The 26,051-nt window shown below is 44.9% G+C and carries 16 protein-coding genes; 10 read left to right on the top strand and 6 right to left on the bottom strand.

Annotation, left to right across the window (positions count from 1 at the left end):
• The first annotated feature begins 37 nt into the window (after positions 1–37).
• On the top strand, positions 38–1,195 hold the full coding sequence (locus DTQ70_RS08660; protein WP_122930449.1) for a pyridoxal phosphate-dependent aminotransferase: 1,158 nt from the start codon (positions 38–40) through the stop codon (positions 1,193–1,195).
• A 16-nt stretch (positions 1,196–1,211) separates the two neighbouring features.
• Here the strand turns inward: DTQ70_RS08660 and DTQ70_RS08655 are convergent, their stop codons facing one another.
• The gene (locus tag DTQ70_RS08655) at positions 1,212–1,892 is read right to left on the bottom strand and encodes a hypothetical protein (protein WP_122930448.1); all 681 of its coding nucleotides are present in this window, start codon (positions 1,890–1,892) and stop codon (positions 1,212–1,214) included.
• Positions 1,893–2,248: 356 nt separating this feature from the next.
• On the opposite strand from DTQ70_RS08655, the gene eno reads away from it, so the two are divergent.
• From eno to DTQ70_RS08630, 5 genes are all read left to right on the top strand, one after another.
• The gene (gene eno, locus DTQ70_RS08650; protein ID WP_122930447.1) at positions 2,249–3,526 is read left to right on the top strand and encodes a phosphopyruvate hydratase; all 1,278 of its coding nucleotides are present in this window, start codon (positions 2,249–2,251) and stop codon (positions 3,524–3,526) included.
• Between the two features lie 134 nt (positions 3,527–3,660).
• Positions 3,661–3,975 (top strand): septum formation initiator family protein, encoded by a 315-nt coding sequence (locus DTQ70_RS08645; RefSeq protein ID WP_122930446.1) that lies wholly within the window; start codon positions 3,661–3,663, stop codon positions 3,973–3,975.
• 74 nt (positions 3,976–4,049) lie between these two features.
• The gene (locus DTQ70_RS08640) at positions 4,050–4,544 is read left to right on the top strand and encodes a low molecular weight protein-tyrosine-phosphatase (protein ID WP_229600096.1); all 495 of its coding nucleotides are present in this window, start codon (positions 4,050–4,052) and stop codon (positions 4,542–4,544) included.
• A gap of 15 nt (positions 4,545–4,559) precedes the next feature.
• Positions 4,560–6,095 (top strand): 2,3-bisphosphoglycerate-independent phosphoglycerate mutase, encoded by a 1,536-nt coding sequence (gene gpmI / locus DTQ70_RS08635; RefSeq protein ID WP_122930444.1) that lies wholly within the window; start codon positions 4,560–4,562, stop codon positions 6,093–6,095.
• Positions 6,096–6,132: 37 nt separating this feature from the next.
• The gene (locus DTQ70_RS08630; protein WP_122930443.1) at positions 6,133–6,696 is read left to right on the top strand and encodes a hypothetical protein; all 564 of its coding nucleotides are present in this window, start codon (positions 6,133–6,135) and stop codon (positions 6,694–6,696) included.
• Positions 6,697–6,767: 71 nt separating this feature from the next.
• Here the strand turns inward: DTQ70_RS08630 and DTQ70_RS08625 are convergent, their stop codons facing one another.
• Together DTQ70_RS08625 and aroB are read right to left on the bottom strand one after the other, a co-directional pair.
• The gene (locus DTQ70_RS08625) at positions 6,768–7,337 is read right to left on the bottom strand and encodes a DUF4136 domain-containing protein (protein WP_122930442.1); all 570 of its coding nucleotides are present in this window, start codon (positions 7,335–7,337) and stop codon (positions 6,768–6,770) included.
• A 101-nt stretch (positions 7,338–7,438) separates the two neighbouring features.
• The gene (aroB, locus tag DTQ70_RS08620) at positions 7,439–8,467 is read right to left on the bottom strand and encodes a 3-dehydroquinate synthase (protein WP_122930441.1); all 1,029 of its coding nucleotides are present in this window, start codon (positions 8,465–8,467) and stop codon (positions 7,439–7,441) included.
• Between the two features lie 236 nt (positions 8,468–8,703).
• Here aroB and DTQ70_RS08615 point away from each other — a divergent pair, with 236 nt between their 5' ends.
• From DTQ70_RS08615 to DTQ70_RS08605, 3 genes are read left to right on the top strand one after another with little or no spacing between them, the layout of a single operon-like run.
• Positions 8,704–11,829 (top strand): SusC/RagA family TonB-linked outer membrane protein, encoded by a 3,126-nt coding sequence (locus DTQ70_RS08615; protein WP_229600095.1) that lies wholly within the window; start codon positions 8,704–8,706, stop codon positions 11,827–11,829.
• A 45-nt stretch (positions 11,830–11,874) separates the two neighbouring features.
• Entirely contained in the window at positions 11,875–13,431 is a 1,557-nt protein-coding gene (locus DTQ70_RS08610; protein WP_122930440.1) for a SusD/RagB family nutrient-binding outer membrane lipoprotein, read from the top strand.
• Positions 13,432–13,474: 43 nt separating this feature from the next.
• Positions 13,475–14,257 (top strand): DUF4397 domain-containing protein, encoded by a 783-nt coding sequence (locus DTQ70_RS08605; protein ID WP_122930439.1) that lies wholly within the window; start codon positions 13,475–13,477, stop codon positions 14,255–14,257.
• A gap of 180 nt (positions 14,258–14,437) precedes the next feature.
• Here DTQ70_RS08605 and DTQ70_RS08600 read toward each other — a convergent pair whose 3' ends face one another.
• Positions 14,438–15,973 (bottom strand): glutamate synthase subunit beta, encoded by a 1,536-nt coding sequence (locus DTQ70_RS08600; protein WP_122930438.1) that lies wholly within the window; start codon positions 15,971–15,973, stop codon positions 14,438–14,440.
• A gap of 139 nt (positions 15,974–16,112) precedes the next feature.
• A complete protein-coding gene (gene gltB, locus DTQ70_RS08595) occupies positions 16,113–20,690 on the bottom strand; it encodes a glutamate synthase large subunit (protein ID WP_122930437.1) in 4,578 nt (1,525 codons plus the stop codon).
• Positions 20,691–21,212: 522 nt separating this feature from the next.
• Between gltB and purL the strand changes: the two genes are divergently transcribed.
• Positions 21,213–23,462, top strand: coding sequence for a phosphoribosylformylglycinamidine synthase subunit PurL (gene purL / locus DTQ70_RS08590; protein WP_122930436.1), 2,250 nt, complete (start codon positions 21,213–21,215; stop codon positions 23,460–23,462).
• Between the two features lie 496 nt (positions 23,463–23,958).
• On the opposite strand, the gene DTQ70_RS08580 is transcribed toward purL, so the two are convergent.
• Positions 23,959–26,016: a BatA domain-containing protein gene (locus DTQ70_RS08580; RefSeq protein WP_122930434.1), complete on the bottom strand. Its 2,058-nt coding sequence runs from the start codon at positions 26,014–26,016 to the stop codon at positions 23,959–23,961.
• Between the last annotated feature and the right edge of the window lie 35 nt (positions 26,017–26,051).

The raw sequence follows: 26,051 nt of genomic DNA, 5'->3' as shown, positions 1-26,051 counted from the left end.
GTTGTTGAAATATTTCGACGCAACGTTGCACCCATCCATGGTTATTTCTCTTGCAAAACGCGCCACTCAAGCGCAGGAATACTACTTCTCGGTGAAGCTCGCCGAGGTTCGAAAGCTACTTGCCGCAGGACATGATGTCATCAATATGGGGATTGGAAATCCTGACCAAGCTCCCTCAGAAGCAACCATTGAAGCATTAAAGAATACGGCTTCACTTACCAATACCCACGGTTATCAATCGTATAAAGGCATTCCTGCTCTTCGTCAAGGTATATCAAAATGGTATGAGCGTGTGTATGGCGTACAGCTTGACCCCGAACACGAAATCTTGCCCTTAATTGGTTCAAAAGAAGGCATAACGCACATCAGTTTGACCTTTTTAGACGAAGGTGACGAAGTGCTTGTTCCCGAACTTGGCTATCCTGCCTATCGTGCTGTAAGCGAAATGGTGGGGGCAACGGTCATTGAATATCCCCTTCAAGAAAATAACCAATGGCAGCCCGATTGGGAAGCGATGAAAGGCATTGTAAGCTCGAAAACAAAAATTTTGTGGCTCAATTATCCACACATGCCTACGGGTGCCCCTGCCACGCGCGAGCTTTTTGAAAATGCCGTTCGCTTTGCCAAAGAGCATGGCATTTTATTATGCCACGACAATCCTTACAGCCTGATACTCAACCAGAAACCTCCCATTAGCCTGCTTTCAATTGAAGGAGCAAAAGAGGTGGCCATTGAGCTCAACTCCATGTCAAAATCTCACAACATGGCGGGCTGGCGAATAGGCTGGTTAACAGGGGCTAAAGAATACGTGGACGCTGTACTTACAATAAAAAGTAACGTGGATTCTGGCATGTTTTTAGGCATTCAACAAGCCGCCGTGGCCGCACTTCAAAATTCGGAAGAATGGCACGCCGCCCAAAATGCCGTGTATCACAGTCGATTAGATGCTGCCAAAACCTTCTTAAAAACCCTAAACTGTACTTTCGATTCGACCCAAGAAGGGATGTTTCTGTGGGCAAAACTCCCTGATGAAGTTGCCTCGGCAGAACAACTTGTGGACGATTTATTATACCAAAAACATATTTTCATCGCCCCTGGGTTTATTTTTGGTCCTAAAGGCCAACGCTACATTCGGGTTTCACTTTGTATGCCTGCCGAACGCATTTGGCAAGCCATTGAGCGTCTGAAAGCCTAGAGAAAATGGGCAACTTCTAATTCAAGTTGCCCATCAAAATAAAAGACGCCCCAACAGATGGCCTGCCTTCGTATTCCTTTGGATTATGATCCGCTTCCAATACGTTATAGTATAAAAGTACCTTGAGCCAACTCGCAATCCCGTTATCTAGGTTGTTATAATAACGATATTCTTCCAATTCTTTTTGCCACCTTTTTGTTGATGTCGAGAACCTTCTTCGCAAAAAGTGCTCTATGGTCATCAATTGCTCCCCATCTTGAACATAATACTGATAACGACCATGTTCATGGGCTGTTTCAGGAGCTTCATCAATCGTAGTTGAAGTAAAAGTAAGAAGCCGTTTTCGTGAATAAGGCTTGAGGAAACGTTGAATTTTCAAAGCCCCGTCTGCTATATTTTCAAAAAGCACTTCACGCCCACTGTGCGGCAAATGGCTTTTAACAAAATGACGGGTCTGCTGTTTTTTATTATCCCAAAATGAAAAAGACTCCAGCTGTCGGCTTCCGTAGGCGCGGTGGCGACCATCATCAAGTTTTATTGATACGACCTCAACTTCGGGAGCATACAACAGTTCCCCCTTCATTCGTTCGCCCGTCGTGAGCTTGATTTCTCCTTTTGACCAATTTTCCTTTGGTCGGGCTTCCACAGATAGCAATACCACCCATGCCAAGCCAAGGCTTAGTAAAATTTTCTTCATGAATTAACTAATAATGTGTGTGTTGTGAATGTGTAATCAAATGCTTAGCTGATTAAAATCTATTAATAAATTATTTCATTAACCAACTATTATACCAAATATATAAACTTTCACCATACAATCAATACATATTTTTCATTATTTTGAAATATTATTTGCTTAAAACAACAAGCTCTTGGCAAAGTACAAAAATCAGCATAAATCATTGGTCAAGCACCTACTTCCACCAATAAAATCACGCTTAAAATTCATTTATAGTACTGATTCTTTTTCCCTCACGCTTTTTTTGCGTTACTTTGTATGCTAAACTATTTAACAGGCAACGTTTTATTATTAACAAAACCTACCTAACAAAGATGAGTACAATCCAATCGGTACACGCCCGTCAAATCCTTGACTCTCGCGGTAATCCAACAGTAGAAGTAGATGTTCGCACCGAAAACGGCTTCCTCGGCCGTGCAGCCGTGCCATCTGGCGCCTCTACAGGTATTCACGAAGCAGTCGAACTACGTGATGATGACAAGAGCGTATATCTCGGAAAAGGTGTATTGAAAGCCGTTCAGAACGTAAACGAAATCATCTATCCTGAACTTTTGGGACTTTCTGTATATGATCAAAATCTGATTGACAAAATCATGATTGAGCTCGACGGCACTGCCAACAAAGGCAAGTTGGGCGCAAATGCTATTTTGGGCGTTTCTTTGGCTATTGCCAAAGCCGCAGCGCAAGAAGCAGGTCTTTCATTGTTCCGTTACGTAGGTGGAGTAAATGCAAATACACTACCTGTGCCAATGATGAACATCATGAATGGTGGTGCTCACGCCGACAACGCGATTGATTTCCAAGAGTTTATGGTAATGCCTACCAACGCTACTTCGTTCTCTCAAGCACTCCGCATGGGTACTGAAGTTTTCCACGCGTTGAAAGGGGTATTGAAATCAAAAGGATATTCAACAAACGTAGGTGATGAAGGTGGTTTTGCCCCTAACATCCAATCAAACGTTGAAGCCCTCGAAACTATCCTTGTAGCTATCGAAAAAGCAGGATACCGCCCAGGTGAAGATATTTCAATCGCCATGGATGCGGCGGTTTCTGAGCTTTGGAACGAAGAAAAACAACGCTATGTCTTCAAGAAATCAAGCAAAGAAGAGTTGACTTCTGCTCAAATGGCTGATTTCTGGACAGAATGGGTTAACAAATACCCTATCATTTCAATCGAAGACGGGATGGCCGAAGACGATTGGGCTGGTTGGAAATTGCACACAGATGCGATTGGTTCTAAATGCCAACTCGTGGGTGATGACCTTTTCGTAACCAACGTGAAACGCCTTGAAATGGGTATTGAGCAAGGAGTTGGTAATGCCGTTTTGATTAAGGTGAACCAAATCGGTTCATTGACTGAAACTATCGACACTGTTAGTTTGGCAAAACGCAATAGCTATAAAAACATCATGAGCCACCGCTCAGGTGAAACTGAAGATTCGACCATCGCTGACTTGGCAGTGGCATTGAACACTGGCCAAATCAAAACTGGTTCAGCTTCTCGTTCAGACCGTATGGCTAAATACAACCAATTGCTTCGTATCGAAGAGGAGTTGGGAGAAACGGCTTACTTCCCTGGAAAGAAATTCTAATTAGTATCGAGTGTCAAATGCAGAATGTCGAATAAAAATAATTAATCGACATTCTGCATCGTACGGGTAACTCCGTCGGCACTCGACATTCTCTTTCTGCATCAAACAGGTGTCACTTTTTATCTTCTACACTTATGCAGTTCCTCCAACGTTTCCGATTTCTCAAAGATTTCTACAAAGCAAGTGCACTAGGTTTGCTTATCTGGTTGATGTTTTTTGAACTGAATAGTATTCCTGACCAAATTGGGAACTGGTGGGAACTTCAAGAATTGAAGTCTCAGAAAGAATACTATGAAGAACAAATCGTGCTGCTCAAAAAAGAACAAGCATCCACCCTTGGTACCGACAAACTCCTGGAGAAATATGCCCGTGAAAAGTATTTCATGAAAAAAGACAGTGAGGAGGTGTTTGTGTTGGTAGATAAAAATGGGGAACCGTTTGAAAAATAATTCGTTCATTTGGTCAGTTGAAAATGACGAGGTGTGCTAATTTTCATTTTCAAATTGGCCCATTTTCAACATTCGTGAAACTTCAAGTACTCTTCGTCTGCCTCGGCAATATCTGCCGATCTCCCCTTGCAGAAGGCACTTTTCGAGAGCTCGTTGCTCAAAAAGGGCTATCAGATAGCATTTCTTGCGATTCTGCTGGTACGCATGGTTATCATATTGGTGCCCCCCCCGACCGTCGCTCTCGCCGCGTCGCGGCCGATTATGGCATTACCCTCACCCATCACGCCCGAAAACTTTCTAGCGACGATTTTGCCAACTTTGACTACATCGTTGCTATGGATGAATCCAACCTTGAAAACATCCAAACCCAAAGCTATCGCTCCACGGGTTTTTATCCCGAAGAAGGGCGCGTGCTTCTTTACCGCGATTTTGACGACCAAGCCGATTCTCCCAATGTACCAGACCCTTACTACGATGACATGTCAGCCTTTGAAGATGTTTTTCAAATCGTAAGTCGGTGCGGTGAACATTTCTTGGAATACTTAATAAAGGAACATAATTTAGTATAAAAAATAAAACCCACAATGAGTCAAAAAGTAATTCTTATCATCATGGATGGTTGGGGTATCGCTAAAAATGGCGAAGAAAACCGCTCTGCCATCATCGCCGCAAACACGCCTTTTTACGACCGAATCCTTCAACAATACCCTCACAGCAAACTCGAAGCAAGCGGATTAGCCGTTGGGCTTCCTGACGGACAAATGGGAAATTCGGAGGTGGGTCATACTAACCTTGGCGCAGGTCGTATTGTGTATCAAGACCTGGTGAAAATCAACTTAGCGGTCGAATCAGGCTCTATCGCCCAAGAACCAACACTCGTTGAAGCTTTTGAATACGCCAAAGACAATCAAAAGAAAGTTCACTTCATCGGTCTGGTGTCCGATGGTGGGGTTCACTCTCACATCAACCACGTCAAAGGGCTTTGCAAAGCCGCACAAGAAGCAGGACTTAATGACGTATATGTTCATGCTTTTACTGATGGGCGCGACTGTGACCCTAAAAGCGGCGCAGGATTTTTGACCGATTTGCAGGCTTCATTGGCAACCACAACGGGTAAAATTGCCAGTGTAACGGGGCGATTCTACGCCATGGACCGCGACAAACGTTGGGAACGCGTGGCAAAAGCCTATAATGTGATGGTCAATGGCGTGGGTCAATCGGTTGTAGATAGTCAAATTGTATCCGCAATTGAGGCTTCTTACGCAGCAGGTGTAACCGACGAGTTTATTGAACCCATCGTGGTTGTGGACGAAGCAGGTGCTCCTGTAGCGACCATTGCCGAGGGCGACGTCGTGTTGTGTTTCAATTTCCGCACCGACCGTGGACGCGAAATCACCGAAATGCTTACCCAACAAGATTTCCCCGAACAAGGAACAACGAAATTAGACTTGTATTACCTCACCATGACCAACTACGACGATGCGTTTGTTGGGGTGAAAGTGATTTATGACAAAGACAACCTTAAAAATACCCTAGGAGAAGTGCTTGAAGGAGCAGGTAAAACCCAAATCCGCATTGCAGAAACTGAGAAATACCCGCACGTTACTTTCTTCTTCTCAGGAGGCCGCGAAGTGCCATTTGAAGGCGAAAAACGACTTTTATGCCCTTCGCCTAAAGATGTAAAAACCTACGACTTGAAACCAGAAATGGCCGCTTTCGACATTCGTAATGCCATTCTTCCTGAAATCGAAGCAGAAACTGCTGATTTTATTTGTCTCAACTTTGCCAACCCTGACATGGTAGGCCACACGGGTGTTTTTGAGGCCGTTATCAAAGCCTGTGAAACGGTTGACCAATGCACCGAAGCCGTTGCCACTGCAGGTCTGGCGCACGGTTATACTTCCATCATTATTGCTGACCACGGCAACTCTGATTACATGAGAAACGACGATGGAACACCAAACACCGCCCATAGTACCAACCTTGTTCCTTGCATTTTTGTAGGCAACGAATACACTGGGCAACCGAAAGATGGCAAGTTAGCTGACATCGCACCAACCATTTTAGCACTTTTGGGCGTTGCTCAACCAGCCGAAATGACGGGTGTAAGCTTGTTGTAATACCGAACTTTTTGCAGGCGGTGAGGGTTATTGAGCCATGAAACCACTTTTTTGTATTTTCGTCGCGCTCGTTTTCCTCGCTGCCTGCCAGCCCCAAACCGAAACCAACCAAGTTAAGTCGTATTTTGATTTAAAAGGCTTCATCGAATCACAGCTTCGTGAATTAGAAAAACGCAAACCGACGGTTGACAAAAAAATGTCGCTTGATGGTGAAAGCGAATCAAAGCAAACAAATGAAATTAATTGGGCCAAAGAATTAGACCTGTTTATCCAGGCGGATATTAACAAACAGGCATATCAATCTAGCTACGAAACCACGCAACCAGCGCCCAAAACCAACCTTTATTCCCTCAAAAAAGGCGAAAATCAGCCCGTTCAGTCTTTGAAGGTGATCTTCGATGATAAAACCCAGATGCCTTCCATCATCGAAGTTTCGTTGAAAGAAGAAAATAAACTGTATGATTCTGAAAAACAGCTCCGCCTCACCTGTGGAATGCGACCAGAAGGGGTTTGGTTAATAAAAACGTACGAAATTTCTGGTTTTCAGCACCTGTCTTTAACCGATAAAAAATCGTTTTCTATTGTAGGAACCATCTATTAGTCAGCTTGCGAAAAAGCTTTAGCACAAAAAAAGGACGTCGTTGGACGTCCTTTTTTTGTGTATCTCAGCAATTAACGACCATTGGATTGTCCACCGCCTCGTGGGTCATACCCCGATGCAAACAGCGGATATTGGTCAAAAATCGTCCGCACTACGTTTCGATAATAATTATTGGCAGCATTGGGATTCTTAAAAATGCCCGCCGCATATCCACGCCAAACAACCTGATCCGTATCTGCATCAATTAGCGATACAATGATTGTACCTTTGTCGAGCGAATAGCGAATGGGTTCGTATTTAAACGAATCATCTTCAGTATCCACCCAGTTTTTAATCACGGGCTGCATGTACCCTTGGTAGCGCAAATTATCGTAGAAAATACCGTAATTGACCAACAAAGAAGGTTTATTGGTAGTAAGCCGATATCCACGCGCTTGCATCTGTCGGTGGATGGCATTATAGACTTCTGTACACACATTACCCGTATCACGTTCACATTCCAAGAAAGCGTACGTGCTGTAGGCTTTGAAATTAGTTTCGTAACTGTAATCGTGTTCAACAAAAATTTTCTGACTCGTGTTGCAACTTGCTGCCACAATAACAACAACACATCCAAGCAGTAAAAGTTTGACAAGCTTCATAGATAGTTCGTGGTTTGGGGTGTTTGAGAGAATATTTGATTAAAAATACGAAATTTTCTACAAAAGCAAATTTTTTACTGCAAAACTTACTATCACCCAAATTAACCTACGTAATAAGCGATAGCTTGTTGGATTTCAGCTGGTGTCACTTTCACATCATACGCACACGTTCCGATGCCATCTAGCAGTGAAAAACGCAACTCTCCTCCTCGGTTCTTTTTGTCTTGCTGTGCCAGCGCAATCACTGTTGGCGCATCCGAAAACTGGACATCGGCTTTGCCAAACACTGAAAATATAAACTCCTCAACCTGCTCAAGTGTTTGCAAATCCACCATTTTTTTGCGGTAAGCCAAATAGGTTTCCATAATCATCCCCGCCGCAATTGCTTCCCCATGCAGCAACCGCTCTTTGGGAGGTTTGCTCAAAAAATAGGTTTCTACCGCATGGCCAATGGTATGTCCAAAATTTAAGATTTTGCGAAGCCCTTTTTCCGTTGGATCTGTGGCTACAACTTTTTTCTTGATTTCAACCGAATGCGCAATCAGGTTGTTCCAATTTTGTTCTTCAAAGTCTTTTTTACGAATTTCTTCCCACTTGGCGGCATCCGCAATCAAACAATGCTTCACAATTTCGGCAAATCCAGAGCGCAATTCTATATACGGAAGGGTTGACAAAAAGGATGCGTCAATCAAAACATTTTTTGGTTGAGTAAAAACTCCTAAATGGTTTTTAAAACCTTGGAAGTCGATTCCTAATTTTCCACCCACGCTGGCATCCACTTGAGAAAGCAGCGTCGTCGGGATTTGAACAAAATCAATCCCTCTTTTGTAAGTAGCGGCACAAAACCCGCCCATGTCTCCAATCACTCCTCCACCCAAGTTAAAAACAACCGCGTGACGGTCGAGTTGTGCTTTAGTCATTTCGCCCCAAATCTTTTCACAAGTTGCCAGGGTTTTGTGCTGCTCTCCCGCTGGCACGACAATCAGTTCATGTTTGGGCAAATGAGGTTTTACCTTAGCGTAGCAGTGCTTTTTGGTATTTGTATCGGCAATAACGACAACTTTGGAGTACTGATGCGCTGAAAGGTACGCAGGGAGGCTCTCCTGAATCGGGGCAATGGTTACAGACATAGTAAGTTCGGAATTTTAAGAACCAAAAAGGATATACATTTACCGCGAATTTACACCCCTACTTTCATCCGTGCAAAAATCCGCACAAATCCGCATCATTTAAGCTTCTAAACCGCACACTCATGCAATTTTATTCGGAAAAACATTGCAAATCCGAACGTTTTTGATTTTTTTTGAAGTAAATCCGAATTTAGTTCACCTCAACTTATCATTTCTAACAACCAAATTCATTCACTATGAAAAAACTTCTTCATCGAAGTATGGCTTTTCTAGTTGTTTTTGGCACATGTCTTACGACATGGGCACAAGGGCGACTCATCGAGGGAAAAGTCACCAGTTCATCCGACAACAGCGTGCTTCCAGGTGTAAGCATCGTTGTCAAAGGGACTTCCAAAGGTACAACCACGGATGCCAACGGAGAGTTTAAGGTAAATGCTCCTAACAATGCAGTACTCATTTTTAGCTACATTGGCTACATTCGCCAAGAAGTGAAAGTTGGGAGTAACAATACCATCAATGTTTTGCTAGAAAACGACGAAAACATCTTAAATGAAGTCGTGGTAACTGCCCTTGGGGTAAAACAAGAGAAACGTGCGCTGGGTTATGCCGTGCAGGAAGTAAAAGGGCAAGATTTGTTGGACTCTCAGCGGGACAACTTCATGATGGGACTTCAAGGACGGGTAGCAGGTCTTCAAATGACCCCAACCAGCGGTACTGCGGGTGGCTCGGCCGTTATTCAGTTGCGCGGTGCGGGTTCTATCGGAAATAGCAACCAACCGCTTTATGTGGTTGATGGTTTGCCTATTTCAAACAACACCTTTGCTCAAGGAGCATTGGTTTCTGACCGCCCCAACCGTGACATGGACTACCAAAACCGTGCAGCGGATATTAACCCCAACGACATTGAGACAGTTACCATCCTAAAAGGGCCAGAAGCCGCTGCCTTGTACGGTATCGAAGCTGCCAACGGTGCGATTGTTATCACGACCAAAAAAGGCGGCACAGGTCGTGGCAAAATCACCTACAATGGTTCATTGAGTGTTCGCGATGTGTATCGTTTCCCTGAAGGACAAACCACTTACGGACGTGGTTTCAACGGCGTATTTAACCCAAACAACTTTTCTTATTTTGGGGGTGAAGTGTCACAAATCGGCGAAGGTGGCGGCAAAGTCTTTGATAACGTTGGTAATTTCTTCCAACAAGGACTTCGTCAGTCGCACAACGTAACTGTGGAAGGTGGAAGTGAAAAAGCGACCTATCGCTTATCAACTTCATATATTTCGGACAAAGGAGTGGTACCTACCAACAAAATGGACCAGATTAACATTCGTTTGACTGGAGTAGGACAAATTACGAAGAATTTGCGGGCAACCACCTCCTTCAATTACATCGGGACCAACAACCTCCAACCACTTCGTAGTGCTCAAGGGTTTTTAATTGGGATGTTGGCATTCCCGTTTTATTTAGATGCGCGACAATACCTCACGGCAGACGGCCGCCGTTTCCGTACTTTCGGCGAAGATGCCAACGACTTGGATAACCCGTTCTTCAACGTGTATAAGAACATCAACAGCAACCGAATCAACCGCACTGTTGGGAACATTCAGTTGGACTATAACGTAACACCTTGGCTTACGTTAGCAGGAATTTTAGGGGCTGATGTTTTCTCGACGCGTTATAACCGCTTCCAACATCCAGAATCCAACGCAGGTATTACGGCCAAAGGGTTTGTGGAAAATGCTACTGAAAACAGTCAATTACTCAACGGTAACTTCCGCGCTACCGCTAAAAAAGATTTTGGCAAGCTAAAAACATCTCTCATGGTGGGTACAACCGTAGATGACCGCCGCTACGAAACAACGGCTATTTACGGAGAGCAGCTTTATTTGCCCGACTTCAACAGTATCAACAACACGTTGAATAGCACCCAACGTAACAAAGCTACCCTTCTTCAACGCCGTTTGGTGAGTGTGTTGGGCTCGCTAAATCTGAGCTACGCCGACATGTTGTACTTAACCGTTACGGGGCGTAATGACTGGTCATCGACCTTGCCTGTTCAGAACAACTCTTTCTTTTATCCATCGGTTAGTTTAGGATTTGTTTTCACAGAGCTTCCTTCGTTTGAGCAGCAACAAATTTTGAGCTATGGAAAAGTTCGCTTTGCCTACGCTGAAGTTGGTAACGACGCAACCCCTTACCGTACGCGTCCTCGCCTCGTACCACAAACCACAACGGGTGGTGGCTTTTTGTATGACTTCTACGGAGGCAACGAAAACTTACGCCCAGAGCGGGGTCGGAGTTTTGAAACTGGCGTAGAGCTACGTTTCTTCAAAAATCGCGTAGGTTTGGATGTAACGTACTTCAACAAAAGCAATTTTGACCAAATCACCACCCAACGTTTGAGCTACGGTACTGGATTTATTTTTGGTTTGTTGAACGGTGGTGAAATTCGTAACAGCGGACTTGAAGCTCAATTGAACATTACGCCCATCAAAGCAAAGAATGTTCAGTGGGACATGAACCTCAATTTTACGCGTCTTCTGAATGAAGTAGTGAGCCTTCCTGGTGAAGTGGCGGAATATTACAACTCGGACACATGGCTGTACGGAAACGTTCGGGCAAGTGCCATGGCGCCCAACCAAAGCTCTTTCTACCCTAATTTATCGTACGTAAACACCCGTGGTGAGGGTAAAACTACGGCATTGGCAGGGTACAGCTACTTGCGCAACAAACGCGGGGATATTCTTGTCAGCCCAAGCACAGGTCTGCCTATTTCTAACCCTGTTTTCTTGCCCATCGGAGACCGTAACCCTGACTTTATGTTAGGATTTCAAAATTCAGTTCGCTTCAAAAATTGGTCACTTTCGGTGTTGTTAGACATTCGTAAAGGCGGTGACGTTTTCAACGGAAACGAAATGTACATGTTCCGCAATGGTCTTTCTACGCGCGTTCTCGACCGCAATAATCCTTATGTTTTCAAAGGTGTATTACGCGATGGCCGTGAAGACAGCGACGCACCTACGCCAAATACCATCCAAGTTACTCCGCAATTCCGTTCCGATTTTTATGGGGCATTCACCGAAGAAAGTTTTGTTGAAAAAGACATCAACTGGATTCGTTTGCGCGACGTAACGCTCCGTTACAGCTTCCCTCAGTCTATCTTAGACAAGCAGAAAATATTCCGTTCAGGAAGCGTCTTTGTTTCTGGAAATGAACTATTCCTCTTAACCAATTATACAGGCGCTGACCCCGATGTAAACGGAACAAGTGCGGGTACACTGGGTATCGGAGCACGTGGTTTTGATTATGGAACGTTGGCCTTACCACGTACCATTACTGCGGGTTTGAATTTTTCTTTCTAGTAGCTGCTTACGCACAGTTCATTGAGATTTTAAACAGACTATAAAATGAAAAAGATAAAACTTATATCACTTGTTACCCTGCTAGGGGTGGGACTAACAAGTTGTGAAAAATACTTAGACGTAAATTTTGACCCTAGTTTCCCCCAAGTATCCCAAGGATTTGCATTGCTTCCTCCAATGCTCAGTCAAATGGCCCGTGCCGAAACTTTTGACGGTCGTTTTACGGGACAATACTGCCAATATTGGTTAGCAACTGCCGCAGGAAATGCCTGGGATCGCCACGGCTACGTAGCAGGAAGCGATAATGGCGGCGAAATGTGGCGTTCACACTATTGGTCAATCGGTAAAAATGTGGATTTGGTCATCGAAGATGCGACTGCCAAACAACAGTGGGACTATGTAGGTGTGGCCAAAGCCCTCCGTACTTGGGGCTGGCAAAGCACCACCGACGCCAACGGCGAGATGATTTTGAAGCAGGCATGGGAGCCAAACCGTTACGTATTTGAGTACGATTCGCAAGAAGACGTTTACAAAGAGGTAGTCCGACTCGGAACGGAAGCCCTTGCCGACCTCTCTCGTACCGACGGTGGTGTATCTGTTGCTTCCCTTAACCGTGGCGACTTGGTTTACAAAGGAGACCGTACCAAATGGATTAAGTTTGTAAATGCGATTTTGGCGCGTAATGCCAACCACATCAGCAACAAAAAAACGTACAATCCTGATGCTGTTATTAAGTTTGTAGATGCCTCATTCAGTAGCAATGCGGATAATTTTTACATCCCACACGGAGGAACTAACACAACCGATGCTAACTTTTGGGGACCGCTTCGTAACAATATGAACGCTTTCCGCCCAAGCAACTATTTGGTTAACTTATTTAATGGTACACTTTTCCCTGGTGCCATCGACCCACGTATGGCTGCCATGCTTACAGCAAGCGATGATAAAGTATTTAGAGGTGTTAACGTAGGGCTTGGTGATGCAAACAACGTAGCAGGACGCACCAATCGAGTAGCCAACTTCTGGGGACAATCACAGCCTACGGCTACTACGCCTGCCACAGGAAAATCTATTTTTGATAATGGCACTGCTCATCCGATTATTACTTACTGGGAAATGCAGTTTGTAAAAGCTGAAGCCGCATTCATCAAAGGCGACAAAGCCATGGCTTTTGATGCCTACAACAAAGGAATCAATGCACACTTGGATTGGGTGTTTTCACTTATGTCATCAACCGACGCAGCAGGCCGTGCTAATTTTACAACCGAACGGGCGGCTTACCTCAAAAGTAGTGCCGTTGCCCAAACGTCAGCGGCATTGACACTCAGTGACATTATGACCCAAAAATATATTTCAATGTTTGTTCATGGCCACATGGAAAGCTGGGTTGATATGCGTCGTTATAAGTATAGTCCTGATATTTTCAAGGGATTTGCTCCGCCAACAGGCTCTACCTTATTCCCTGATAATGGTGGTAAATTGGCGTATCGTTTGCGTCCACGCTTCAACTCCGAATACGTTTGGAACCGCGCAGCGTTGGACAAAATAGGCGCATTAAACGCGGATTATCACACCAAAGAAATTTGGTTTATGCAACCTTAATCGTAGGTTTTTCAACCAATTACGAATCCAAAAGAAACAAACAATGAAGAAATTTCAATCCATAATAAAAAGCATTTTGCTCGCAGGTGCGCTTTCCGCTGGACTTTTTGCGTGTATAGGTGAATCAAGCGACCAATTAACGATTGTTACCCCTGCCGCTGGAGCACGCGTCAAATTCCACCACATGGTTTCGGACGGCCCAGGTGTGAGTATTTTGGTAAATGACCGTCAGTTTTCAGGGGTACTTACCGTCGCCCCTGCCTCACCAGGCGTTATCACCTATGGGAATATTTACCCAGCAGTTGACTATGCAACGATTGATGCGGGCAGTGCCAAAGTTGAGGTAGTAGTTCCTGCCAGTGGAAGTAACCAACAAGTTTCACTTCTGACTGGGACAGTTCCGCTAGAAGCCAACAAATATTACTCGGTTTTTGCGGTGGGTTCTGCGGCTACTGCCACGCTTGAGCCGCTAGTGGTAGAAGACAAACTTACGCCAGCAGATACCTCTAAAGCTTACATACGGGTTGTCAATACGATTGTTAATGCAACGACGGGCTACGACGTAGGTTACAATGGCACTTACGCACCTGCCATGACCAACGTTGGTTACAAAAAAGCTTCCGATTTTGTGGCCATCACGCCCGTTGCAACGGGTGGTGCAGCCTTGCCCGTTCAAGTTCGGCTAAATGGGACCACCACCAATCTTGCTCCTGCTACATTTACCCTTTCTCCCATCAAAGGGCGTTTTTACACAATTATTTTAAGGGGTAGAGTTGGCGGTACTGGTACGCAAGCATTGACCATAGGGGCAATAACAAACCGATAGTTTTGCAGCAAAAGTCGCATATCACTTCAACAACTTTAGTTAGTATCCAATAAAAAACTCCTTCTTGCTCTTTGAGGTAACACCTCATCGAAACAAGAAGGAGTCTATTTTTTATCGCCTTTAAGTGCTTGCGCACACGAGGCCCAGAGCTGTTAACTGTTAACAATTAACAGTCCACAACTAAGCGTGAGAGAAGACAGGATTGAACATGCCCACTTCTTTGGCTTCAAGCATCGACTCGCCCATCAAGAACTCATCAACTTTGCGGGCTGCTTCGCGACCTTCTGAAATCGCCCAAACGACCAACGATTGTCCACGACGGCAGTCACCTGCGGCAAACACCTTTCCTACTGAAGTAGCATAACTATTTTCAGCCGCTTTGATGTTTTTACGCATATCTGTTTCGATGCCAAATTGTTCGATTAAATACTGTTGAGGATGCACAAAACCCGCCGCAATAAGTGCCAAATCGCAGTTTACTACGCGTTCATTTTCTGTAATTGGCGCTTTGCGACCATCTTCCAACGTGCGCTCACCCGTAATATCCGCAATGCGCAAACCTGTCAATTTTTCGCCATCGCCCACAAACTCTTGAACGGCAATCGCCCAAAAACGATCACAACCTTCTTCATGCGAAGTTGACGTCCGTTTCGTCAACGGCCACTGAGGCCAAGGCGTTTTTTCGTCACGAACTTTATAAAAAGGTTGAAGTTTATCATCGTATTTTGGCGCAGGCATTACTTCCACTTGCGTAATGGTCGCCGCTTTGTGGCGATTTGACGTTCCAACGCAGTCAGAACCCGTATCGCCACCACCAATCACTACTACGTGTTTGTCAGTGGCCAAAATTTCGCCATTCACGTACTTATCCCCACGGTGATCAACCACCCGCGCGATGTCAGACACCCGTTTGTTTTGTTGGCTCAAAAACTCCATCGCAGGGTGAATACCTTTCCCGATGTATTTATCCCAGCCAGGAATACGAATATCACGAGGCTCGGTTGAACCAATGGCGAGTACCACCGCGTCGAACTCACGCAAAATTTCTTCCGCCTGAATATCCACACCAATGTTTACGCCCGTCTTGAACTCAACTCCTTCTTCGGCCATCACCGCTGCGCGACGTGCCACGACCGTTTTTTCCAATTTAAAATCAGGAATACCATAGCGAAGCAACCCTCCTACCTCGTCGGCACGCTCGAAAAGCGTCACCAAGTGTCCAGCATAGTTAAGCTGAGCAGCTGCCGCCAAACCTGCGGGGCCTGAGCCAATCACTGCTACTTTCTTACCTGTGCGTTTGGCAGGAATGCGTGGTTTAACATAACCCTTCGCAAAGGCCGTTTCGATAATCGATTTCTCCACGTACTCAATAGCAACGGGAGGTTTGTTGATACCCAACACGCATGAAGCTTCGCAGGGGGCAGGGCAAATGCGACCCGTAAACTCTGGAAAGTTGTTGGTACTGGTCAATAATTGGTAAGCATATTCCCAGTTTTCTTCGTAAACAGCGTCGTTAAATTCTGGGATAATATTTCCTAGTGGACAGCCATTATGGCAAAAGGGAATACCGCAATCCATGCAGCGAGCTGCTTGTTTTTTGGCATCATCCGTTGTCCCTAGCAATTCAATTTCTTTATAATCTAAGCGGCGTTCTTCTACGCTACGCTTACTTGGCAACTCACGGCCAAATTCAATGAATCCAGTGGGTTTTCCCATTTTAGTACTGAATAAAAGATTAAATGAGCGATTGAGAAATGAATCCAGATGTGCTTTTCTTAGCTTATTTGCTTTGTTTTTCAAAACCCTACAGGCAGGAAAACCTGCCTGCAAGGCCGAATATTAAGGGATGGGCTAATTATTGGGCTACATCAACAACGATGTCTTGATAGACGACGTTTTTATCAGCAATCTGTTGCGAAAGGCTGATTCCACGGCTTGCCAAGGCTTTCTTGAAGTCGTTTGGCAATACCTTCACAAACTGACTCAAGTACGTATCCCAGTCTTGGGTCATCATAAATGCCACATTACTGGTGGTATATTGGAAATGTTTCTCTACAAAACCTTTCACAATCGTTTTATCTTCGTCGGTCAAGGCATCTACGCTTACCATTTCAGGATTTACTTTTGGCGCAAAGTCGGCGTTTTTATCCCAAACATAGGCAACTCCACCCGACATACCCGCTGCGAAGTTTCGTCCAACTTCTCCGAGGATAATCGCTACACCACCTGTCATGTACTCAAGACCGTGATCTCCTACTCCTTCTACGACTACTTTTGCGCCAGAGTTACGCACACAAAAACGCTCTCCAGCAGTTCCGCGAATATACGCTTCTCCCGAAGTTGCTCCGTAAAAGGCTACGTTACCGATAATGATATTTTCTTCTGGCACAAACGAAGCTTCACGGTCTGGATAGACGACGAGTTCAGCTCCACAAAGTCCTTTTCCGAAATAATCGTTGGCATCTCCTTCTAGTTCGAGGCGTACGCCAGATGTATTAAAGGCACCGAAGCTTTGTCCTGCCGTTCCTCTGAATTTAAAGTGAATGGTTCCGTTTGGTAACCCAACGCCACCATATACTTTCGATATTTCGTTGGAAAGCATGTTTCCTACCGAGCGATTGAGGTTATTGATAGAATATTCTCCGTAAACCTCTTCTCCTTTTTCGAGTGCTGGTTTGGCGGCTTCCATCAATTGCCAGTCAATTACTTCTGCAATTCCGTGGTCTTGTTCCTCTTGTTTAAATTGCGCAACATCAAGGCTTACTGGCTCTTTGAACAACATCGCGTTGAAGTTCAATGCTTTGTATTTCCAGTGTTTTATATCATCACGCATTTCGAGGTATTGTGCTTGTCCAACCATTTCGTTGATGGTACGGAAGCCCAACTGCGCCATAATTTCGCGCAACTCCTGTGCCATGTACGTAAACATGTTCACGACGTGTTCTGGTTTTCCTGTGAAAAGTGCACGCAACTCTTTGCGTTGTGTAGCAACTCCCACTGGACAAGTATTCAAGTGACACTTACGCATCATGATACAGCCCGTAGCAACCAGTGCGGCTGTAGCTACGCCAAATTCTTCGGCACCCAATAACGCCGCAATCGCTAAGTCACGACCTGTACGCATTTGGCCATCGGCCTGCACAGTCACTCGTCCGCGAAGTTTATTTTTCACCAACGTTTGGTGCGTTTCGGCCAACCCAAGCTCCCAAGGAAGACCTGCGTGGCGAATGGAACTCAACGGAGAGGCCCCCGTTCCTCCATCGTGACCCGCAATAAGGATATGGTCAGCGTGCGCTTTAGCAACCCCTGTGGCAACCGTTCCTACGCCAGCTTCAGATACCAATTTCACGCTGATACGCGCAGCACGGTTAGCGTTTTTAAGGTCATAAATCAATTGAGCTAAATCTTCAATTGAGTAAATATCGTGGTGAGGTGGCGGCGAAATCAAGCCTACACCTGGCGTCGAGTGACGCGTACGTCCAATCCAATCATCGACTTTATGGCCTGGCAACTGTCCTCCTTCTCCAGGTTTTGCCCCCTGAGCCATCTTAATCTGAAGTTCTTGGGCATTTGATAAGTAATGGCTTGTTACCCCAAAACGCCCTGAAGCTACCTGCTTAATGGCTGACGACATAAAGTCGCCGTTGGGAAGCGGTTGATAACGAATCTCATCTTCGCCTCCTTCACCTGAGTTTGATTTACCACCGATTCGGTTCATGGCAATGGCAAGCGTTGTGTGTGCTTCCCACGAAATTGAACCAAACGACATCGCACCTGTAGCAAAACGCTTGAAGATACTTTCAACAGGCTCTACTTCGTCGATTGAAATCGCTTTTCCTTTCTTGAAACGCATCAAACCGCGAAGCGTAAGAGCCTTTTGGGTCTGATCATCGATAAGTTTCGAGAATTTCTTAAAAATTTGATACCCTTCTTCTCCACCTTTGCGGGTCGATTGTTGCAAAAGGTGAATTGTTTGCGGGTTAAAAATGTGTGCTTCTCCGCGTTGTTTCCACTGGTAAAAACCACCCACTTCTAGGTGAGGATTTACCATCGGCGTTTCTGGATAGGCTACTTTATGGCGAACCAATACTTCACGGGCGATTTCTTCGATACCCATACCGCCAATACGCGAGATGGTTCCTGTGAAATACTTGTCAATCACGTCTTTGTTGATACCCAAACACTCAAAAATCTGCGCTCCTTGGTACGACTGAAGCGTAGAGATACCCATTTTAGAGAAAATTTTGAGCAATTCTTTGTCGATTGCCTTGATGTAATTAGCGTAGAGTTTTGCATTTTCAAACTCTCCATTAATCATCTTTTGGCGGTTCATGTAAGCGATGGTTTGGAATGCCATGTACGGACAAACCCCCGCAGCGCCATAACCAATGAGTGTTGCCACATGGTGTGTTTCAAAAACATCACCCGCCTCTACAAGGATACCAACTTTACCACGCAATCCTTTACGAATCAAGTGATGGTGAACCGTGGACATAGCCAACAACGACGGAATCGGTGCGTGGTCAGAGTCAATGGCACGGTCAGACAAAATAATGATTTCAAAACCGTCTTCAATCGCGTCTTCGGCGTAGGTACAAATACGCTCTAACGCACGCGCCAGCCCTTTGCCACCTTGGTCGGCACGGAAATAGGTATTGATTGTTTTGGCTTGGAAATGGTCTTTATCAACCCAACGAAGTTTATCAAATTCTTCGATGGTCAAAACGGGTTGTTCCAACTCAATCTGACGACAATGTAACGGCGATTCGGTCAATAGGTTTTCGGTAGAACCTACAAACGAAATCAAAGACATAATCGAACGCTCCCGAATAGAGTCAATCGGCGGGTTGGTTACTTGCGCGAAAAGTTGCTTAAAGTAATTAGAAAGGTGTTGGCTTTGGTCAGAAAGTACCGCAAGTGGCACATCGACACCCATCGAGCCAATCGCCTCATAGCCAGTTTCGGCCATCGGCCCAATCACCATCCGTAGGTCTTCTGAAGTAAAGCCAAACGCGATTTGACGTTTTAGTAGAAGTTTATCGTCATACGGTGCAAACGGACGTTGTGAAGGTTCGAGGTCAGAAATTTTGATTTTATTTTCATCCAACCATTTTTGATACGGCTGACGTGAACAAATATCGGCTTTGAGCTCTTCGTCGGGGATGATACGGCCTTGTTCCATATCCACCACAAACATTTTACCCGACTGCAAGCGACCTTTGGACACTACGCGCGCAGGGTCTATGTCGAGTACCCCTGCTTCCGAGGCCATAATAATGGTATCGTCGTCCAACACCCAATAACGCGAAGGACGCAAACCGTTACGATCGAGGGTAGCACCGATGATTTTACCATCCGTGAATGAAATAGAAGCAGGCCCATCCCAAGGTTCTTGAATAGCCGCGTGGTATTCGTAGAAAGCCTTACGTTCTGGATCCATGGCCTCGTTGCCATCCCAAGCTTCGGGTACCACCATCATCATTACGTGTGGCAATGAGCGACCCGACAAATACAGGAGTTCGATGGCGTTGTCCAAGTTGGCCGTATCCGAGTTAGTTAAATCACAGATTGGCAACAACATGTCCATTTCTTCTTTGGTGAAGTGCTCTGTCCAGAACGACTTCTCGCCAGCGCGAATCCAGTTGACGTTACCACGAACGGTATTAATTTCACCATTGTGAGCCACATAGCGGAAAGGCTGTGCTAGTTTCCAAGAAGGGAATGTATTGGTAGAAAAGCGCGAGTGAATAATGGCAAAAGCCGAAACTACTGATTCATTGTGTAAATCAGGAAAATAGTAGTTCAATTGACTCGTTGTCAGCTGACCTTTATAAGAAATAGTACGGCACGAAAGCGACGAGAAATAAAAATGCGCTTTGGCACCCACTACAGTATCATTAATTATACGAGTGGCGTATTGACGAAGTACAAACAACTTACGCTCAAAACCCAACTCATCTGTAACTGAATCAGGACGTTTGATGAATAGTTGTTCTACTTGTGGTTCTACCGACAAGGAGCCTTCTCCCAAAACATCATTGAGTGTTGGAACACGGCGGTAGCCTAGCAATTCCATACCCAATTTTTTAATTTTTCGGTTGAGGATATCGCGGCATTCACTGCGAAGCTTTTCATCTTTAGGGAAGAAAATCATACCAACACCGTACTCACCCGCAGCGGGGAGGGTAATGGCTAATTTGGTACATTCTTCCACAAAAAATTCATGAGGGATTTGAATAAGAATTCCAGCACCGTCACCCGTGTTAGGATCGCAACCGCAAGCACCGCGGTGATCCATACGTTCGAGCATTGTAATCGCATCAGCGACCATCTGGTGAGACTTGCGACCCTTCATATTGGCGCGGAAACCAATACCGCATGCGTCATGTTCAAACTCGGGGCGATATAACCCCTGTTGGGCAGATTCTAACATGGTTTTGTTGTATATTGGGGGTTGGTTGACTTCCGATTCGTCACTTGGTTGCCTAAGTACTTCTACGGAACTTTAATCTCACGCAAGTTACACAAAAATTTATTTGGTACAACAACCTTTTTGCCAAATATTGTACCTGTATTTTTAAAATATTGAGAATATATCAAATTATCTTGGAATTTTACAATTTCATAATACCAAAGATTAATATTTCATATTTTCGCAATAATATCTAGTTTCATAAGATATTTTTCAAAAAAACACCATTTTCATTGACAATTCATTAATTAGAGTTGCCAATCGGGATTCTGTTTTTACATTTTTTCAATCAGGTCCAGTTTTTCGACTTTTTCGACCAGTTTACATGAGTATTCTTTGCAAATTGAAGTGAGTATTTCTTGAAAAAAGACGCTCAAATAGGCACGCAAGGAAGAAAATATAAAATAATGTTAGAAAATAGGTGCCGTCAAAGTTAACTTTGCACCTTTAGTACAAATCACCAATCCCCCAACTCCTCCGCTCGTGGAACACGTAGAACAACTACCAACCGTCGAAACCGCCAAAAAACTAGGTATTCTTCCCGAAGAATTTGAACAAATCAAACAAATACTAGGCCGCACGCCCAACTTCACTGAGTTGAGCATATTCTCGGTGATGTGGTCGGAGCACTGCTCGTACAAAAACTCAATCGTTTGGCTTAAAACCCTCCCCCGTGACTCTGACCGTATGCTTGCCAAGGCTGGCGAAGAAAACGCTGGTCTGGTTGACATTGGCGACGGCCTTGCGTGTAGCTTTAAAATTGAATCTCACAACCACCCTTCAGCTCTTGAACCTTATCAAGGCGCGGCAACGGGTGTAGGCGGTATCAACCGCGATATTTTTACGATGGGCGCGCGTCCCATTGCTCAATTAAACTCTCTCCGCTTCGGAAACCCCGAATTAGCCAAAACAAAATGGCTCGTAAAAGGGGTAGTAAAAGGAATCGGCGATTATGGTAATGCGTTCGGTATCCCAACCGTAGGCGGCGAAGTTTTCTTTGATGATTGCTATAATACCAACCCGCTCGTCAATGCGTTTTCGGCAGGAATCGTAAAAGCGGGTGAAGTAGCTCGCGCCATTAGCTATGGCGTAGGTAATCCCGTATTTATTGTAGGTTCGGCCACGGGCAAAGACGGTATCGGAGGAGCAAGTTTTGCTTCGGAAGATATTTCTGAAAAATCAACCGAGAAATTGCCAGCCGTTCAAGTAGGCGACCCTTTCATGGAAAAATTGCTTTTGGAAGCCTCACTTGAAATTATTCGTACAGGTTATGTAGTGGGTATTCAAGACATGGGAGCTGCGGGTATCATCTGCTCTACCTCTGAAATGAGTGCCAAAGGCGAACACGGGATGATTATCGACCTCGATAAAGTACCAACGCGCCAAGCCAACATGAAAGGTTGGGAAATTTTGCTTTCTGAATCACAAGAACGTATGTTGGTGGTGGTTGAAAAAGGCAAAGAAGATGTCATCAAAGGCATTTTTGATAAATGGGATTTGCACTGCGCCCAAATCGGTGAAGTGGTTGAAGGTGGCCGCTTACATTTCTTCCAACACGGCGAATTGATTGCTGACGTACCTGCTCACGATCTTGTGTTGGGTGGAGGTGCTCCGCAAAACCACCGCGAATACCGTGAACCTGCCTATTTCCAAGAGTTTAAAAAATTCGATATTAACTCGGTAGCTGACGTAAATTCAGCAGCTGAAATTGCAGCTGTGACGCGTCACCTTCTGTCGCATCCGAACATCGCTTCTAAGAAGTGGGTGTATGAGCAATACGACTCGATGGTAGGTACGGCCAACCGCTCGACCAACCGTCCTTCGGACTCGGCAGTGGTTCGTATTCGCGACGTAGAACGCCCGAACTACCAAAAAGGCATCGCCATGACGGTTGACTGTAACGCTCGTTACGTCAATGCTGACCCGTTTGTGGGTGCACAAATCGCGGTTTCGGAAGCAGCTCGTAACCTCGTTTGTACAGGAGCTGAACCGTTGGCGATTACCAACAACCTCAACTTCGGTAACCCGTACGTTCCTGAAGTTTATTGGCAATTTGTTCATGCCGTTAAAGGAATGGGTGAAGCTTGCCGCAAATTCAGTACACCTGTGACGGGTGGTAACGTGAGTTTCTACAATCAATCATCGGACGACGGCCCTGTTTTCCCAACTCCAACAATTGGCATGATTGGTTTGATGGAAAAACCTGAGAACCAAATGACACTCGACTTCAAAAACGAAGGTGATTTGATTTTCTTAGTAGGTCAGCCGAAAAATGACATCGCTTCGTCGGAATACTTGTACTCATACCGTGGCGTAAAAGCCTCTCCTGCTCCCGCGTTCGACCTCGACGAGGAATTTGAATTGCAACAAGCAGTGGCACAATTGATTTCTAAGCAATTGGTTGAGTCAGTTCATGACGTTTCGGATGGTGGTTTGATGGTGGCTTTGGCCGAATCTGCCTTGCCACGCGGATTTGGTTTTGAAGTTGCAACTCAAAGTCCTTACCGCGCCGATGCGTTCTTGTTTGGCGAAGCTCAAAGCCGCGTGTTGGTCAGTGTAAGCCCTGATAAGCAAGCAGAATTCCAAAAAGTGCTTGGTGCCGACCTTAAAATCACGCACGCCTTGCTTGGTAAAGTAACGAAAGAAGGTTTTGTTGTTGATAAACAAACGGTTATTTCTGGAGCCGAAGCTAAAGATTTATACGACAACTCATTGGGTAAAATCATGAGTTAGTCTGGTCAGTTTACACCAATAAAAAACGCCGTCAGTGAAAATTGACGGCGTTTTTTATTGGTCGTTTTAGCTACATTGTCCTAAAACATACCAAAGGACTAGAAATATAACGACTGTGCTTACACAGCCTCCTCCTAATTTTTTTGCGCCGTAGCCTGCCAATAATCCCCGTATTAAGTCATTCATGTTTATAAAGTTTAGAGTCGTTTGTTGCAAGTTATCAAAAATTTGAGCCAAACGTATATTTTACAAAACGGGAAAACTTTTCCTCAAATTGGGGTAAAAAAACTAGCTTTTCATTCATAGGCAAGGTTTTGAGAAACCTTTTGCACATTCTGCGTTTACGCTGGTTTTGAGAAACCAGCAGCACCTGTTTGAGAAACCTTTGCACATTCTGCGTTTGCGCTGGTTTTGAGAAACCAGCAACACCTGTTCGAGAAACAAGCAGCACCCGTGTGTGCCTCTGGTTTCTCAAAACCAGAGGTACGAAAACGCACTATTTTATCAGGCGAATGACTAAGATTTCTAAAAGCAAAAACGCCAACGCCGCCCACAAGAAGTATTTCCAAAGGCTAACGCCAATGTTTTGCTTTTGAAACTCTTTCACAAAATCACCGTCCGCCACGTGGTCAAACACTTGTACGTTGGGCTGATTAGCGAATAGTTTCCGAAGTTCATCAGGAGTGTAATAATCTAACTGCGATTCTTGGTTGTCGTGATTCAAGGCCAACAATTGAACGGTTTGTCCATCTTTTTGCAACTCATAATAACCCGACTCCATGTCTTGTTCGGTGGTCAATTGGTTACTCTTCGGTAATTCGAGGGTTAATTGATTTCCATTCAAGCGTTGCACTGGAATCAACTCTATTTTACCTTTTTTGAGTTTAAAAATCGTATTTTGTGGCAAATCTGGTACAGTCAGTGCGATGTTGTTTTCATCAAAAGAATACGCAGCACGCTGTTCACGTACGCTCTGTGCGGCGATTTTGTACATCACGGGCACAAAAAGTGCATTTTGCGCAAAACTTCCAAAAGCTTCCGTAAGCGGATTTGCCAAGACATAAACTTTGCCCCGCTGAACGGCCGACTGACTCAAGAAAACGTCTCCACTCCGCAAACTCAACAGCTTGGCTCCACCCGCCTGCCATTGCCAAACGGGCTTCGACACTGGTAATTCAAGGTTTTCTTGGCGAATGGATTGCTCAAAAACATCACTAAAAAACGGACTTTCCCGCTCAGGATTGGTCAATGGAATGGGCTCGTTGGACGTTCGTTCACTCAATGAATTTACACCAAGGGCGCTCAAAAACCCTCCGTAAGAAGCTATATCGGGGTTAGATGGAGGAACAACCAAAATACTTCCTCCTTTACGAACGAAATTTTCTAATTCGGTGCGCATCGCTCCTTCTACTCTCTCCACACTTTCTAAAACGACCAAATCGGTCTGCTTCAATAAGCCAATGTCGGCATTATTGGCGTTGAGGCTACGCGTGGCAAACAGGCTATCGTTGGCAAAAACATTTTCAATCGAACGGTTGGGGTTGGCTTGTCCGTACAAATGCAAGACTCGAATGACGGGCGAAGCGTTGAGGACAAAAAAGTATTCGTTGTCAAACGTAATTGGCAAATCGTCAAATACAATCCGACCACGCTTGAAACCTTTCCCGCGTACATTAAAATTGAAAGAGGCCGTTGCCGAGCCTTTTGGAGCAAGGTTGACGGGTGCCGTCGAAACTTGAACATCGTCTAAAAACAATTTGACAACCAGGTTTTGAACGTCATCATTGCCCGAATTACTTACCCGAACGTACAAAATATTGTTCTGAAACTCCCTCACAAAAGGCGTATTCAACCACACCGAATCGACATACACATTTTGGTTCGCAACGGCTTGCACAGGCACAATAAACAACCGATTGGTTGAGTCAACTTTAAGGCTTGCAACATCGCCAACGGTACTTTTTTGAAAGTCAGAAAACCAAAAAAATTGATTTTTTCCACTCCCCGCGTACCTCGACATCAAATTCACCTGACGTTTGTAAATACTTGGCAACGACCGTGGCGTGTGCGAAAGCTTGAGAGTAGTCAAACGGTCTTTGATGCGGTCGGTCGTTGTGAGTTGTTGTTCTTGGGCATCAAAGTCATTGGTAATCAACTGCAAACGAGTAGCATTTCTAAAAAGCGTCAGCAGTTGATCGAGCTTTCCTGTGGCAATGTCAAAAAAACGTTGGTTATTATCCTCGTTTTGCATCGAGAACGAATTGTCCAAATAAACACTCGTCACACTTTGGGCATTGGTTCCAGATTTATTTTCGCTTGGAAGATAGGGCTGAGCAAATGCCAACGCCAAGGCCGCAATGGCAAGTACCCGGGTTGCCAATATCAAGTACTGTTTCAAACGTCGAAACGAACTTGTTTCCATATCGACGTTTTTCAACAACGAGACATTGGAAAAGTAAATACGGCGGGTGCGGCGAAAATTGAACAAGTGAATGGCAATTGGAATCCCCACTGCCAGTAAACTCCACAAAAAGGTCGGAAAAAGAAATTGCATTCAGGTTTGGTGTTATCGGTAGTCGTTAGAACTCT

This window comes from Runella sp. SP2, from assembly GCF_003711225.1.
Lineage (GTDB): Bacteria > Bacteroidota > Bacteroidia > Cytophagales > Spirosomataceae > Runella.
This window is presented reverse-complemented; position numbering and strand designations above follow the sequence as displayed.

What these genes read in the sequence shown, in the direction of transcription:
- DTQ70_RS08660 (WP_122930449.1), top strand. Translation starts at nt 38, where the DNA reads ATGGTTATTTCTCTTGCAAAACGCGCCACTCAAGCGCAGGAATACTAC.
- DTQ70_RS08655 (WP_122930448.1), bottom strand. Translation starts at nt 1,892, where the DNA reads ATGAAGAAAATTTTACTAAGCCTTGGCTTGGCATGGGTGGTATTGCTA.
- eno (WP_122930447.1), top strand. Translation starts at nt 2,249, where the DNA reads ATGAGTACAATCCAATCGGTACACGCCCGTCAAATCCTTGACTCTCGC.
- DTQ70_RS08645 (WP_122930446.1), top strand. Translation starts at nt 3,661, where the DNA reads ATGCAGTTCCTCCAACGTTTCCGATTTCTCAAAGATTTCTACAAAGCA.
- gpmI (WP_122930444.1), top strand. Translation starts at nt 4,560, where the DNA reads ATGAGTCAAAAAGTAATTCTTATCATCATGGATGGTTGGGGTATCGCT.
- DTQ70_RS08630 (WP_122930443.1), top strand. Translation starts at nt 6,133, where the DNA reads ATGAAACCACTTTTTTGTATTTTCGTCGCGCTCGTTTTCCTCGCTGCC.
- DTQ70_RS08625 (WP_122930442.1), bottom strand. Translation starts at nt 7,337, where the DNA reads ATGAAGCTTGTCAAACTTTTACTGCTTGGATGTGTTGTTGTTATTGTG.
- aroB (WP_122930441.1), bottom strand. Translation starts at nt 8,467, where the DNA reads ATGTCTGTAACCATTGCCCCGATTCAGGAGAGCCTCCCTGCGTACCTT.
- DTQ70_RS08615 (WP_229600095.1), top strand. Translation starts at nt 8,704, where the DNA reads ATGAAAAAACTTCTTCATCGAAGTATGGCTTTTCTAGTTGTTTTTGGC.
- DTQ70_RS08610 (WP_122930440.1), top strand. Translation starts at nt 11,875, where the DNA reads ATGAAAAAGATAAAACTTATATCACTTGTTACCCTGCTAGGGGTGGGA.
- DTQ70_RS08605 (WP_122930439.1), top strand. Translation starts at nt 13,475, where the DNA reads ATGAAGAAATTTCAATCCATAATAAAAAGCATTTTGCTCGCAGGTGCG.
- DTQ70_RS08600 (WP_122930438.1), bottom strand. Translation starts at nt 15,973, where the DNA reads ATGGGAAAACCCACTGGATTCATTGAATTTGGCCGTGAGTTGCCAAGT.
- gltB (WP_122930437.1), bottom strand. Translation starts at nt 20,690, where the DNA reads ATGTTAGAATCTGCCCAACAGGGGTTATATCGCCCCGAGTTTGAACAT.
- DTQ70_RS08580 (WP_122930434.1), bottom strand. Translation starts at nt 26,016, where the DNA reads ATGCAATTTCTTTTTCCGACCTTTTTGTGGAGTTTACTGGCAGTGGGG.